The sequence below is a fragment of the Caulobacter radicis genome, assembly GCF_003094615.1.
Taxonomy (GTDB): Bacteria; Pseudomonadota; Alphaproteobacteria; order Caulobacterales; family Caulobacteraceae; genus Caulobacter; species Caulobacter radicis.
The window spans coordinates 130,662-142,982 of record NZ_QDKO01000040.1 but is presented as its reverse complement, the minus strand read 5'-3'; the positions used below and the strand labels follow the sequence as shown (position 1 = coordinate 142,982).

Genomic DNA, 12,321 nt, shown 5'->3' with positions numbered 1-12,321 from the left:
CGAACCCTGCCGCGGAGCCCAGTCCTCTGGGTCCCGGATAAGCGCTCCGCGCTTTTCGGGATGACGATGATGGTTGGAACTTTCAAAGCGCCCCGAGGCGCCTAACTCAGACCAGGATGTTCAGCAGCGAGCCCGGGCGCAGGATCTTCTGCGGCTGCTCGGTCGGGGCGGTGAAGGCCTTGGGCGGCACGGTGCGGCGCGCCTGGGGCTCGGTCTGGGTCTGCAACTGCACGGTCATCGGCGAGGCCGTCGGACGCGCGCTCGTCGCGTCGGTGACCGCCGCCTGGAAGAAGGCCGCCGCGCGCGACTGGCCGGCCGGAGTCACGGCGCCCGACGAGGATCGGGCGGGGACAGCGGGCAAGCCGGTGGGACGAACGGTGCTCATGACGCGGTTGATAGCATGGTTAATGCAGAGTGCGCGAGCGTGGTTAACGAGCTTCTAAGCCGGAAAGTGCGCGACGCTTCAACGCAGCTTGGAAACGAGCGCGTCCAGATCCTCGGCCGTGATCGGCCCCGTATGCTTGGCCACCACCTGGCCTTGCGCGTCGACCACGAAGGTCTCGGGCACGCCGGTGACGCCGAACTCCACGCCCGCCCGGCCGTCGCGATCGACCAGCCGGGCGGCGAACGGATCGCCCAGACGCCCCAGGAACGCCTCGGTGTTGGCCGGCGCGTCCTTGTAGGCGACGCCGACGACGCGGACGCCGCGCGCCTTAAGCGCCATCAGCTGCGGATGCTCCACCTCGCACGGCGCGCACCAGGAGGCGAAGAAATTGACCAGCATCGGCCCGTCGCCGGCGCTGCGGACCGGGGTCGGCGTCCCGCTGTCGAGGTCGGGCAAGGAGAGGACCGGAACCGGTTTGCCGACCAGGGCGTCGGGGCTGACCTGCGGATTGCGCTTGAGGGCGTAGCCGGCGAACAGCACCGCCAGGGCCGCCAGCACGATCAGCGGCGAAAAGGCCAGCCAGCGCTTCACTTGCGGGGCTCTTTCGCTTCGGCCTGCCGGCGCTCGGCCTCGGCCCGCCAGCGGCGGGCGGCCAGGAGGCTGTCGGCGATCATCCAGCCGAACACCGCCGCCGTCAGGGCGAAGGCGGGCCAGACATAGACGGCGTACTTGCCGGCGTCGAAATCGAAATGCACGTGATCAGGCCTCCGCCGCCTTCAGGGCCAGGCTGCGCGCCTTGCGCCGCCAGACCAGCGCCCGGATCCGCACCAGCCACAGCGATCCGAACGCCGACAGATAGGCCAGCTGCATCAGCAGCATGGGCCAGGCGTAGACCACCGGCAGCCGGTTCTCGGGCTTGGCCAGCAGGGTGGAAGATCCCTGGTGCAGGCTGTTCCACCAGTCGACCGAGAACTTGACGATCGGCAGGTTGATGACGCCGACCAGGGCCAGGATGGCGGCGGCCCGTGCGGCCTTCTGCTCGTCGTCGATGGCCCCGCGCAGGGCCAGATAGCCGAGATAGAACAGCAGCAGCACCAGCACCGAGGTCAGGCGGGCGTCCCACACCCACCAGGTTCCCCACATCGGCTTGCCCCACAGCGAGCCTGTGGCCAGGGCCAGCACCGTGAAGGCCGCGCCCAGCGGGGCGCAAGCCTGGGCGGCCGCGTCGGCCAGGGCGTGGCGAAACACCAGCGCCAGAAAGCTGGCGATCCCCAGGCACAGATAGACGAACATCGCCAGCACGGCCGCCGGCACGTGGATGAACATCATCCGCACCGTGTCGCCCTGCTGATAGTCCTCGGGGACCGTGAAGGTCAGGACCAGGCCGGCCACCGCCAGCACGCCGGCGATCGCGCCGAACATGGGCGCGGCCCAGCGCGAGAAGGCCATGAACCGCTCGGGGTTGGCCAGGAAATCGAACGGGTTCTTGTTGTGGTTGCGGGCGCCCATCGACCTTGACTTAGATCGGCCTGAGGACGCCCGCAATCGTCTCGGCGCCTTACGAGCCCGACTTGCGCTGGATGATCACCCGGCGTTCGCCGAAACCGGGCTTGGGACCCCGGGTCTCGAAGCGGCGGACGCTGACGTTCGGGGCGCCGGTCACTTCCGGGCCGAGGGCGTCGAAGGCCTTCTTCTGGCTGGGCGTCAGGGCGTTGTAGAAGCTGCGGGTGGCGTCCGCGCGGCCCTTGAGGTCGGCGGCGACCTTGGCCATGCGCTCGGCCTGCTCGTCGAGGCGTTCCAGCGCGGTCGGCGGCGCCTTGTCCTTGACGCTTTCATCGCGGGCCGGCTTGGGCTCCGGACGCTCCTTGGGACCGGTGGCGGCGATGTAGGCCTTCAGCGCGCCGTCCTGGCGGTCGGTCAGTTGCAGCACGTCGCGCAGGCGCTGAGCGCGGGCTTCCGGATCCTGGTGCATGCGAACCGGCCCGATGCGGTCGCGGAACACCATGTGGTCGAAGCTTGGCGGAGGCGGCGGCTCGGGCGCTTCCGGCGGCGCGGGCGGGGGCGGCGGAGCGGCGGGCTGAGCCGAGGCGGCGACGACGCCGGCCGCCAGGGCCGCGCCGGCGGCGAGGGTGAGAGACTTCAGGACGAGACGCATGGCGATCTCCATCGCAAGGGGTGGAAACGAACTGCGGCCTAGGTTGAAGGCGGTTGTGGCGCGAAAATGTCTGAAGTTGTGAACAATGTTACACCAATGAAGCGTTGCCGGGCGCGATGATACGAAGTGCATGCAAATCAAGCACTTGATCCTGTGGCTCGAAGGCCGCGATACGCCGCCTTTCGAAAATTTCATCTTCTCGCGGGTCCTGCTGACAGCCCCTGACACGCCCTCGCGGCATATCGGGGCCGCGCCGCCTCTCGCCAGGCGGCCGCGGATACGCCATGAGGCCCCCATGAAACGCGTCGCCTTCCTCGCCCTGATCCTCGCCGGCACGCTCTGGGGCCTGGGCTTCCCGCTGGGCAAGCTGATCCTGCGCGAGACCGACGCGGCCCACATGGTGCTGCTGCGCTTCATCGTCGCCGCCGTGGTCGCCGCGCCCTTCGCCCTGGCGACGAAGGAAGCCCGCGCCCTGTTCAAATCGCCGGTGATGCTGGCCTCGGGCGCGCTCTACGGCGTGGCCTTCTTGGTGCAGTTCGAAGGCCTGGCCCATGTCAGCGTCACCCTGGCGGCGCTGCTGGTCGGGGCCATGCCGGCCCTGATCGCCGTCTGCGCCAAGGTCATGGGCGAGAAGGTCAGCCGCGCCTCCTGGATGGGCGTCGGCGCGGCCACCCTCGGCGCGGCCCTGATCGCCGGCAAGCCCGACGGCGCCGGCTCGCTGCTGGGCGTGGCGCTCTCGCTGGGCTCGCTGCTGATCTTCCTGGCCTGGCTGGTGGTTCTGAAGCGCGCGCCCAAGCCGCCGACGCCGATGGCCATCCCGGCGGTGACGGTGATCGTCGCCGCCTTCACCGTGCTGCCGATCGCGCTGGCCATGCACGGCCCGCCGAAGCTGGACCTGTCGCCGATCGCCTGGACAAGCGTGCTGGGCCTGGGCGTGCTGTCGACCCTGCTGGCCACGGCCGCCTGGCAGTACGGCTCGTCCCGCGTCGGCAGCGCCAGCGCCGGGGTGTTCATCAACATCGAGCCCTTGATGGGCGCCTCGATCGGCGTCCTGCTGTTCGGCGACCACCTGACCCTGGCCCTAGCCGTCGGCGGCCTGATGATCATCGCCGGCAGCTTCGTCGTGGTGCTGGGCGAGAAGCAGGCCGATCCGGAAAGCCTGCAGGCCCAGCCGGCGCCGGCCCCCTAGCCAAACAGCGCGGCGGCCCAGGCCGCCAGCCCGACCGCCAGGCAAAGCCCCGCCACCCCGACCGCGACCGACCGCATCCAGCCGCCGCGACCCTTGCCGCCCAGCAGCAGGGCGACCGTCGGCCCGAAGGTCGCCGCCAGGGCCAGCGCCGCCCCGGCCCTGGCCGTCGAGGTCACCCGGCCGGACGACGGGGTCTCGGCCAACGTCTCGCCGCCCCGCAGGTCGGCGATCAGTCGCCGCGCCTCATCGGCGTCGACGTCGGGCGTCCACAGCCGAAAGCCGCCCATGGCGATGGTCATCAGGTAGTCGCTGGCGCCCCAGTGCTCGTTCTGGACCAGCACCTGCACGCCCTCGGCTCGCAGCCGCGAGGCGGCGACCTGGGCCTCGACGAGGTCGGCGAAGCGGGCGATCTCGGTCAGGCTCATCGACCGACCTCCTCAGCGCGGCTCCGATCCCAGCCGCCACAGATAAAGCTGCCGCGCCGGCGTGCCGACGCGCAAGCCCTCAAGCTCCTCGCGCTCGGCCTTGGTCAGCTTGAAGCGGTTGTAGCCGCGCTGGGCCAGGCAGGTCTCGACCGCCCCGGTCGCCTGCCGTCGCACCTCGCGCCAGTTGCGGTTCATGTGCAGCTTCTGCTGGTCGGCATAGGCGTACATGGCGTCGAGCCCGCCCGCCGGATCCACGGCCATGTCCATCTCGAACACCACGTCGACCAGCGGCAGCTTCACGGGCGCGGCGGTCTCGACATAGTGCAGGCACTCGGCGGCGTCGGTGCGGTACTTCAGGTAGCTGATCCCCGGCTTGCCCCAGCTGTCCTTGCGGGTCGGAGCGGCCTGCGCCGCGCCGGCCAGGGCGACGAGCAGCAGCATCGACAGCACGGCGGCCCTGTTGGTCATCGGCAAGCCCTCGGCCGGTTGATCGCTCGGATACCCATGTTACCGTGACCAGCAACGAAGGAAAGGGCGCCCCGCGTCCGACATGGGAGGCCGCTTAGTGACCCTCGCCGACCTGATGCTCGCCGGGGGCCTGCTGCTGGCCGTTCAGGCCGCCGCTCCGCCGCCCGCCTCCCAGACCGTCGACGGCGTCGTCGTCACCCCCGGCGAGAAGGCCAAGCCCATGCCGCGTTGGGCCCAGAAGGTGCGTGGCGACGGCTGGCCGTTCTTCGCCGCCGGCGAAGACGGCGCGGTGCTGATGTTCGCCAAGACCGCCAAGGGCAACGACGGCCTCAAACCGCGGGGCCAAGTCTGGGTCCGCCACGAGTTTCGCCAGCCGCGCACCGAGGCAGAGGCGCCGGACGCGCCGCCCTTCCTGTCCGAAAAGCTGCTGGTCGAGGTCGACTGCACGGCGGGTCGCTTCCGCAACGCCGCGGCCTTCCGCTACCCGGCCAACAATCTCGAAGGCGCCGAGGACGCCTATCGCTTCGAGCAGGACTGGCAGGCCCCGGCCGCCGGGACGCTGGACGCCACGGTGGTCGAGGCCGCCTGCATGACGCCCTAGCTGGCCTTCTGGCTGGCGATCCAGGCGTCGACCTGGGTCTCCAGCACGTCGAGCGGCAACGAGCCGTTCTTCAGCACCGCGTCGTGGAAGCCGCGCAGGTCGAACTTCGGGCCCAGCGCCGTCTCGGCCCGCGTGCGCAGCTCGCGGATCTTCAGCTCGCCCAGCTTGTAGGCCAGGGCCTGGCCGGGCCAGGTGATGTAGCGGTCGACCTCGGCCTCGATGTTGGTCTTCGACAGGGCGGTGTTGTCGAGCATGAAGGCGATGGCCTGGTCGCGGGTCCAGCCCTTGGAATGGATGCCGGTGTCGACCACCAGGCGGCAGGCGCGCCACATCTCGTAGGACAGACGCCCCATGTCCTTCTCGGGCGTGTCGTAGAGGCCCATCTCGATGCCCAGGCGCTCGGAATAGAGCCCCCAGCCCTCGACGAAGCCGGTGAAGAAGGCCGCGTTCTTGCGGAACTCCGGCAGGTCCAGTTCCTGCTGGAGCGCGATCTGGTGGTGATGGCCGGGCACCGCCTCGTGCACCGTCAGGGCCGGCATCTCGTAGAGCGGCCGCTGGTCCAGATGGGTGGTGTTGACGAAATAGACCCCGGGCGAGCCGGTGCTGGCGAAACCGGCGTTGTAATAGGCCGTGGTGTTGCCCTCGGCGATCTCGGCCGGGATCTCGCGCACCGTGTAGGGCAGGCGTGGCAGGGTCCCGAACAGCTTGGGCATCCAGCCGTCGATGGTCTTGGCCAGGAACGTCGCCTCGCGCATCAGCTCGGCCGGCGTCCTGGCGTAGTATTTCGGGTCGGTGCGCAGCTTGCCGATGAAGGCCTTGCGATCGGGCGCGAGGCCGCTCTTGCTGGCGACCTCGTCCATCTCGGCGCGGATGCGGGCCACCTCCGACAGGCCCAGCTGGTGGATTTCGTCAGGCGTCCGGGTCGTCGTGGTCATCACCCGCACCTGGTAGGCGTACCAGGCCGGGCCTTGCGGCAGGGCGGCGGCGGCCACGTCCTTGCGGCACCGGGGCGCGTAGTCCTTCTCGTAGAAGTCCGCCAGCGCCTGGTAGGCGGGATTGATCTTGCCGGTGATGGTCGCCTTGGCGCGGGCCTGCATGGCGGTCCAGTCGGCGTCGGCGATCGTCGCCGGCTTCTTGCCCTTGAACGGCTTGTAGAAGGCCGAGGCCTCCGGATCCTTGGCGATGGTGGCGGTGATCGTCGCCCCGAACGCCTTCATCGGCGCGCACGGCTGGACGTAGCCCTTGGAGAGCCCCTCGCGCACCGTGGCGATCGAGGCTGTGTTGTAGGCCGGATAGAGGTCCAGCCGCTTCAGGTAGCTGTCGTAGTCGGCCTTGGTGAAGAACGGCAGCATGTCGGGCAGGGCGGCGAAATACTGGTGCCAGCTGCCGATGCTGGAAAACAGCATGGTGCGCTGGCCGAAGCGGTTGCCCTCGACCTGCTCGCTCAGCATGCGATGCAGGATGGCCTTGTTGACCCGGTCGGGCTGGGAGAGGCCGGCGTCGGAGATGGCGTCCAGCCGCGCAAGAAAGGCTTGCGCCTCGGCGGCGCGGCGATCGGCGAAGGCCAGGGACGGATCGTCCAGCTGGTCGTCATAGGTCCGCACGCCCAGCAGGGTGGCCTGCACCGGCGCGCCCTTCAGCCACCAGGCCCAGTGCTCGTCGACCAGGGCCTTCAGCGCCGGCGAGGCGACGCCGGCCGAGGCGGTCGCCGTCGGCGCCTGGGCCAGGGCCGGCGACACCGAGGTCCCGGCCAGCACGGCGGCCACGCAGGCCGCTCCCATCCACCGCTTGAGCATGTTTCCCCTCCTTGCATCGCCGACAGCCGGCGCAGACAGCCATGCGTCGGGGAGCTCGCGCAAGCCACGCCCCCGTTTCGCCATCCGCCGACGCGCACTATGTCTGACCGCAAGCAGGAGGAGCACCCATGGCCGTTTCGAGACCCGCCCGCATCGCGGCGCTCACCGCCCTGGCGCTCGCCTTCGCCGTTCCGGTCGCGGCCCAGACGCCGACGGTCGAGCTGCAGCCGGCCGATCCGGGCAGCGCCGTGGTCGAGGAGCTGCTGGTCGTCGCCCGCCCGCCGGGCCCGGCCCTGTGGCTGGTCGAGAAGAACGGGGCCAAGCTCTATGTGCTCGGCTCGGCCGCGCCCCTGCCGCACCAGCTGAAGTGGGACAGCCCGCGCCTCAACCGCGCCCTGGACCAGGCCAGTCTCGTGCTGGTGCCGCCCGAGGCCTCGGTCGGACCGATGCAGGTCACCAAGTTCTTCCTGACCGGCGGCGGCGGCGTGCGCCAGGGCTTCGGCAAGAAGCTGGAAGACCAGCTGCCGCCCGACCTGAAGGACCGCTTCGTCAAGGCCCGCACCCAGGCCCGCCGCACCGCGATCCCCTACAAGGACTGGAAGCCGGCCGTGGCGGGCTTCATCGTGCTGTCCGACTTCCGCCAGGCCGCCGGCCTCTCGGAAGCCAAGCCGGTCAGCACCATCGAGCGCATGGCCAAGGCCAAGGGCGTCAAGGTCAAGGCCATGAGCCAGTATCGCCTGGGCCCGGTGCTGGGCGCGGCCGGCAAGCTGTCGGACGAGGCCAACCTGGCCTGCCTGCGCGACGCCCTCAACGAGATCGACTACGAGGCCCCGCGCTGGAACACGCTGGGAACCGACTGGGCCAACGGTGACATCGCCTCGGTGCGCGCCCGCTACTCGTCCAGCGCCGCCCAGCGCTGCCTGTTGCGCGCGCCCGGCGGGGCGGGTCTGCTGAACGAACAGATCGGTCAGTCGGCCAAGGCCCTGTCCGAAGCGCTGGAGCGGCCTGGCGTCACCATCGCCGTCGTCGACCTGGCCTTTCTGCTGCCTGGCAACGGCGTGCTGGACCGGCTGAAGGCCGGCGGCGCGACGGTGACCTCGCCGAGCTAGTGGAACGCCTTTTACTCCCGTCATTCCCGCCCTTGTGGCGGGAACCCCTGGTTCCGTTCGCACGGGAAGCACAAGCGGATCGCTAGCGATCCGCCCCTCACTCACCTGCAGCTGATAGAGAGGTTCCCGCCACAAGGGCGGGAATGACGGCGGAGATAAGCGAGCCCTACCGCCCGATGAACCGCCGCACGACGATCAGGCCGCCGCGGTACTCGTCCTGCTGGCCGTAGCGCTCGATCAGCGGGCTGTCGGCGGCCTCGCCGAGAATCCGCTCGTAGTTGGCGAAGGTGCCGATGGCGTACTTGTCGCCGATCGGGGTCATCATCAGGAAGGCCACGCCCACCTGGTTCAGCCCGCCCTTGGGGTCGTATTCGTTCAGGCTCGGCACGGCCGCCACGTCCCTGGCGGTGACGCCGTAGAAGGTGCGGTTGGTGTTCTTGTCGCCGCCGCGGGCATAGACCATCGACTGCAGGAGACCCACCGGCGTCACGTCCTGGCGCGACACCGAGCCCCAGAAGTCCCAGCCGTCGGACACGCTGGTGACGTCGCGACCGATGCGGCCGCCGACGACGAAGTCCTTCCAGGTGCGCTTGTAGGCGTAGACGGCCAGGTCAGCGCCGGTGTCGGGGCTCTGGATGCCGCTGTCGGTGTCGTCCGGACCACCCCAGCGCGGACGCAGCTGGGCGCCGACGTGCAGGGTCTCGTCGTTGACGACGTTGTAGCCCAGGCCGTCCAGGCCATTGGCGTAGATCTTCCCCTTCCAGTGGGCGCTGCCCCAGAAGGTGAAGTTGGTCTTGTGCGGATCCTTGCCGCCAGGACTGAAGCCGTAGACGGGACCGCCGCCGACATCGACCTCCCAGGTCGAGGGCGCTTCGATATCCTTGTAGGGCAGGGCCTGGGCCAGGGCGGCGGCGGGCAGCAGGGCGAGAGCCGCCACGGCGGCGGACAGGAGTTTGGTCGACATGGAGTCCTTGCGAGCAGACCAGACGAAACGGGACCCCAATCCCTGACCGCATCCCGTCGAACGCGTTCGATGAAGCCCTTAATCCTCCGCGGACGGAAAGGCAAAGGGCTTCACGAGGGCGCCCGCTCCTCCGCGGGCCCCTCGACCAACTGAGCCCAAGCGACTCGAAATCCTTGCATTTTCCACAGCGCTCCCGCATAAGCGCGCACTTCCGGCGCTTTATCAGCAGCGCCTCCACCGTCACGACCCCGCCCCGGTAGCCCGGGACCCATGCGGACGAGGACGGCGAGGACCCCCGTCGACGTGATCGTCCACGGGGGCTGATCGCGTTTGGAGCTTTGGTTCTTACCCAGGGTTTCGCATGTTCGACGGCCTTACAGAGCGACTTTCAGGCGTCTTCGACCGCCTCGGCGGTCGCGGCGTGCTGTCCGAAAAGGACATCGACGAGGCGCTGCGCGAAGTCCGCGTCGCCCTGCTGGAAGCCGACGTCGCCCTGCCGGTCGTCAAGGACTTCATCTCCAAGGCCAAGGAACAGGCCGCGGGCGAGTCCGTCATCCGCTCGGTCAAGCCGGCCGACCAGGTGGTCAAGATCGTCTATGACGGCCTGGTCGAGATGCTGGGCGGCGACGTCCCCACCGGCCTGAACCTGGCCCTGAACCCGCCGACCATCATCCTGATGGCCGGCCTGCAGGGCTCGGGCAAGACCACCACCACCGGCAAGCTGGCCCTGCGCCTGAGCAAGACCGAGCGCAAGAAGGTGCTGGTCGCCTCGCTCGACACCCGTCGCCCGGCGGCCATGGAGCAGCTGGCGACCCTGGCCAAGCAGGTCGGCGTCGAGAGCCTGCCGATCGTGGCCGGCCAGAGCGCCCCGGACATCGCCAAGCGCGCCCTCACCGCCGCCAGGCTCAGCGGCTACGACGTCCTGATCCTCGACACCGCCGGCCGCACCACGCTGGACGAGGCGATGATGAGCGAAGCGGCGGAAATCGCCCGCATCGCCAATCCCTCCGAGACCATCCTGGTCGCCGACAGCCTGACCGGCCAGGACGCCGTGCGCACGGCCAAGGCGTTCCACGAGCGCCTGCCGCTCACGGGCCTGATCCTGACCCGCGCCGACGGCGACGGTCGCGGCGGCGCGGCGCTGTCGATGCGCCACGTCACCGGCCTGCCGATCAAGTTCCTCGGCGCCGGCGAAAAGATCGACCAGCTCGACGTCTTCGACGCCCGCCGCGTCGCCGGCCGGATCCTGGGCCAGGGCGACGTCGTGGCCCTGGTCGAGAAGGCCGCCGCCGACCTTGACGCGGCCGAAGCCGAGCGCATGGCGCGCAAGCTGGCCAAGGGCAAGTTCGACCTCGACGACCTGTCGTCCCAGCTGTCGCAGATGCAGAAGATGGGCGGCATGGAAGGCATCATGGGCCTCCTGCCCGGCGTCCAGAAGGTCAAGAAGCAGATCGCCGAAAGCGGCATCGACGACAGCATCTTCCGCCGCCAGCAGGCGATCATCAGCTCGATGACCAAGGAAGAGCGCAAGAAGCCCGACATCCTGGCGGCCTCGCGCAAGCGCCGCATCGCCGCCGGTTCGGGCGTCGACGTGGCCGAGGTCAATCGCCTGCTCAAGCAGCACCGCCAGATGGCCGACATGTTCAAGTCGATGAGCAAGGACGGCGGCAAGGGCCTGGCCCGCATGGCCGGCATGCTCGGCGGCGGCGACATGGCCCGACTGAAATCCCTCGGCGGCGGCAAGATGCCCGCCGGCGATCCCAACGCGACGGAAGGCCAAGGCCTTTCGGGGCTGCCCGGTCTGCCGGGCCTCGGGGGCGGGCCCAACCCGCTCTCCGGCCTGGGCGGCCTGCCGCCCGGCTTCAATCCGTTCAAGAAAAAATAGCTTTAGATCCAAGGACTAACGACAATGCTGAAGATCCGTCTCGCCCGTGGCGGCGCCAAGAAGCGTCCGTACTACTCGATCGTCGTCGCTGACAGCCACTCGCCGCGCGATGGCCGTTTCATCGAAAAGGTCGGCACCTACAACCCGCTGCTGAAGAAGGATGACCCGGCGCGCGTCACCCTGAAGCTGGAGTCGATCCAGGAGTGGCTCAAGAAGGGCGCCCAGCCGACCGACCGCGTCGCTCGCTTCCTCGCCGCCCAAGGCGTCGGCGCCTGGACCGCCGGCAACAACCCGCAGAAGGCCGAGCCGGGCAAGAAGGCCAAGGAACGCACCGCCGAGCGCGCCCAGCGCGAAGAAGAGCGCGCCGCCGCCGAAGCCCAAGCCAAGGAAGACGCCAAGGCCGCCGCTGAAGCCGCCGCCGCGGCCGCCGCCGAAGCCGCTGCTGCTCCGGCTGCTGAAGAAGCTCCGGCCGAAGAAGCTTCGGAAGGCTAATCGCCTTTCGGACTTCGAACCTGTTGCGTGGTCCTCGTCCTTCGACAAGCTCAGGATGAGGACCATTCCGCAGGCCGAAGCAGTAGAAACCCTCACCCTGAGCCTGTCGAAGGGCGAGGGTTTCGCTTCACAAACGACCCCGGCTTGGTCCGGAAAGACTCAAGTCGATGCCGATCTCTCCCGATGACCCGTTGATCCTGGTCGGCCGCGTGGCCGGCGGCTTTGGCGTGCGCGGCGAGATACGGATCTCGACCTATACCGAAGAGCCGATGGCCCTGAAGGGCTTCAAGCGGCTCCTGCGCCAGGACGGCTCGCCCGCCCTGTCGATCTCCCAGGCAAGAGCCGTCAAGGACGGTCTGGTCTGCCGCAGTCCCGACATCGCCACCAAGGAAGCCGCCGACGCCCTGCGCGGCCTCAAGCTCTACGTCCCCCGCTCGGCCCTGCCCGAGCCCGACGAGGACGAGTTCTACCTCACCGACCTGATCGGCATGGCCGTGCGCCACATCGCCACCGGCGAGGACCTGGGCAAGATCAAGAGCGTCCAGGACTTCGGCGCCGGCGACCTGCTCGAGATCACGCCTCCGCTCGGCGGTCAGACCTGGTACCTGCCCTTCACCCGCGCCGCCGCGCCGGAAGTGAAGCTGGCCGAACGCCTCGTGCTGGCCGACCCGCCGAACCTCGTCGGCGAGCCTGAAGGGCCCCAGTCCGACGAGGACTGAGCCCAAGATGCTCTCCCTCTGGGGGAGCTGTCGCGGAGCGACTGAGAGGGCCGTTTCCAGCTTCCGCGGCGCTTGCCGATACAAGCTGACACTTCCCCCTCCGTCGGCTTCGCCGACACCTCCCCCTTCCGGG

15 protein-coding genes are annotated in these 12,321 nt (G+C 69.4%); 6 read left to right on the top strand and 9 right to left on the bottom strand.

Translation table 11 applies throughout. The features are described 5' to 3' along the window. Window positions 1-106 precede the first annotated feature (106 nt). From DDF62_RS21260 to DDF62_RS21240, 5 genes are all read right to left on the bottom strand, one after another. On the bottom strand, window positions 107-385 hold the full coding sequence (locus tag DDF62_RS21260) for a hypothetical protein (protein WP_116490949.1): 279 nt from the start codon (window positions 383-385) through the stop codon (window positions 107-109). A gap of 78 nt (window positions 386-463) precedes the next feature. Next, window positions 464-976 carry a DsbE family thiol:disulfide interchange protein gene (locus tag DDF62_RS21255; RefSeq protein WP_116490948.1) on the bottom strand — a complete coding sequence of 171 codons (513 nt, stop codon included), beginning with the start codon at window positions 974-976 and terminating at the stop codon, window positions 464-466. Then, window positions 973-1,140 carry a heme exporter protein CcmD gene (gene ccmD, locus DDF62_RS21250; RefSeq protein WP_116490947.1) on the bottom strand — a complete coding sequence of 56 codons (168 nt, stop codon included), beginning with the start codon at window positions 1,138-1,140 and terminating at the stop codon, window positions 973-975. The genes DDF62_RS21255 and ccmD overlap by 4 nt, the downstream gene beginning before the upstream one ends. A gap of 4 nt (window positions 1,141-1,144) precedes the next feature. Beyond that, window positions 1,145-1,894, bottom strand: coding sequence for a heme ABC transporter permease CcmC (gene ccmC, locus DDF62_RS21245; protein ID WP_116490946.1), 750 nt, complete (start codon window positions 1,892-1,894; stop codon window positions 1,145-1,147). A 49-nt stretch (window positions 1,895-1,943) separates the two neighbouring features. Then, entirely contained in the window at window positions 1,944-2,540 is a 597-nt protein-coding gene (locus tag DDF62_RS21240) for a Spy/CpxP family protein refolding chaperone (protein ID WP_116490945.1), read from the bottom strand. A 295-nt stretch (window positions 2,541-2,835) separates the two neighbouring features. Between DDF62_RS21240 and DDF62_RS21235 the strand changes: the two genes are divergently transcribed. Further along, entirely contained in the window at window positions 2,836-3,729 is an 894-nt protein-coding gene (locus DDF62_RS21235) for a DMT family transporter (RefSeq protein WP_116491006.1), read from the top strand. Here DDF62_RS21235 and DDF62_RS21230 read toward each other — a convergent pair. Beyond that, on the bottom strand, window positions 3,726-4,154 hold the full coding sequence (locus DDF62_RS21230; RefSeq protein WP_116490944.1) for a putative signal transducing protein: 429 nt from the start codon (window positions 4,152-4,154) through the stop codon (window positions 3,726-3,728). The two genes, DDF62_RS21235 and DDF62_RS21230, sit on opposite strands and share 4 nt — an antisense overlap. Window positions 4,155-4,166: 12 nt before the next feature. Further along, on the bottom strand, window positions 4,167-4,622 hold the full coding sequence (locus tag DDF62_RS21225; RefSeq protein WP_116490943.1) for a hypothetical protein: 456 nt from the start codon (window positions 4,620-4,622) through the stop codon (window positions 4,167-4,169). Between the two features lie 97 nt (window positions 4,623-4,719). On the opposite strand from DDF62_RS21225, the gene DDF62_RS21220 reads away from it, so the two are divergent. Continuing rightward, the gene (locus tag DDF62_RS21220; protein WP_244286903.1) at window positions 4,720-5,223 is read left to right on the top strand and encodes a surface-adhesin E family protein; all 504 of its coding nucleotides are present in this window, start codon (window positions 4,720-4,722) and stop codon (window positions 5,221-5,223) included. On the opposite strand, the gene DDF62_RS21215 is transcribed toward DDF62_RS21220, so the two are convergent. Next, on the bottom strand, window positions 5,220-7,019 hold the full coding sequence (locus DDF62_RS21215) for a DUF885 domain-containing protein (RefSeq protein ID WP_244286902.1): 1,800 nt from the start codon (window positions 7,017-7,019) through the stop codon (window positions 5,220-5,222). The two genes, DDF62_RS21220 and DDF62_RS21215, sit on opposite strands and share 4 nt — an antisense overlap. Before the next feature lie 128 nt (window positions 7,020-7,147). On the opposite strand from DDF62_RS21215, the gene DDF62_RS21210 reads away from it, so the two are divergent. Then, window positions 7,148-8,128 carry a TraB/GumN family protein gene (locus DDF62_RS21210; RefSeq protein WP_116490942.1) on the top strand — a complete coding sequence of 327 codons (981 nt, stop codon included), beginning with the start codon at window positions 7,148-7,150 and terminating at the stop codon, window positions 8,126-8,128. Between the two features lie 166 nt (window positions 8,129-8,294). Here DDF62_RS21210 and DDF62_RS21205 read toward each other — a convergent pair whose 3' ends face one another. Continuing rightward, a complete protein-coding gene (locus tag DDF62_RS21205; protein ID WP_116490941.1) occupies window positions 8,295-9,092 on the bottom strand; it encodes a MipA/OmpV family protein in 798 nt (265 codons plus the stop codon). A 361-nt stretch (window positions 9,093-9,453) separates the two neighbouring features. Here DDF62_RS21205 and ffh point away from each other — a divergent pair, with 361 nt between their 5' ends. The 3 genes from ffh to rimM all read left to right on the top strand — a co-directional run bounded on the left by ffh (window position 9,454) and on the right by rimM (window position 12,188). Next, a complete protein-coding gene (gene ffh, locus DDF62_RS21200; protein WP_116490940.1) occupies window positions 9,454-10,977 on the top strand; it encodes a signal recognition particle protein in 1,524 nt (507 codons plus the stop codon). A gap of 24 nt (window positions 10,978-11,001) precedes the next feature. Further along, the gene (rpsP, locus tag DDF62_RS21195; RefSeq protein WP_116490939.1) at window positions 11,002-11,469 is read left to right on the top strand and encodes a 30S ribosomal protein S16; all 468 of its coding nucleotides are present in this window, start codon (window positions 11,002-11,004) and stop codon (window positions 11,467-11,469) included. 167 nt (window positions 11,470-11,636) lie between these two features. Further along, a complete protein-coding gene (gene rimM / locus DDF62_RS21190; RefSeq protein ID WP_116490938.1) occupies window positions 11,637-12,188 on the top strand; it encodes a ribosome maturation factor RimM in 552 nt (183 codons plus the stop codon). The last annotated feature ends 133 nt before the right edge of the window (window positions 12,189-12,321 follow it).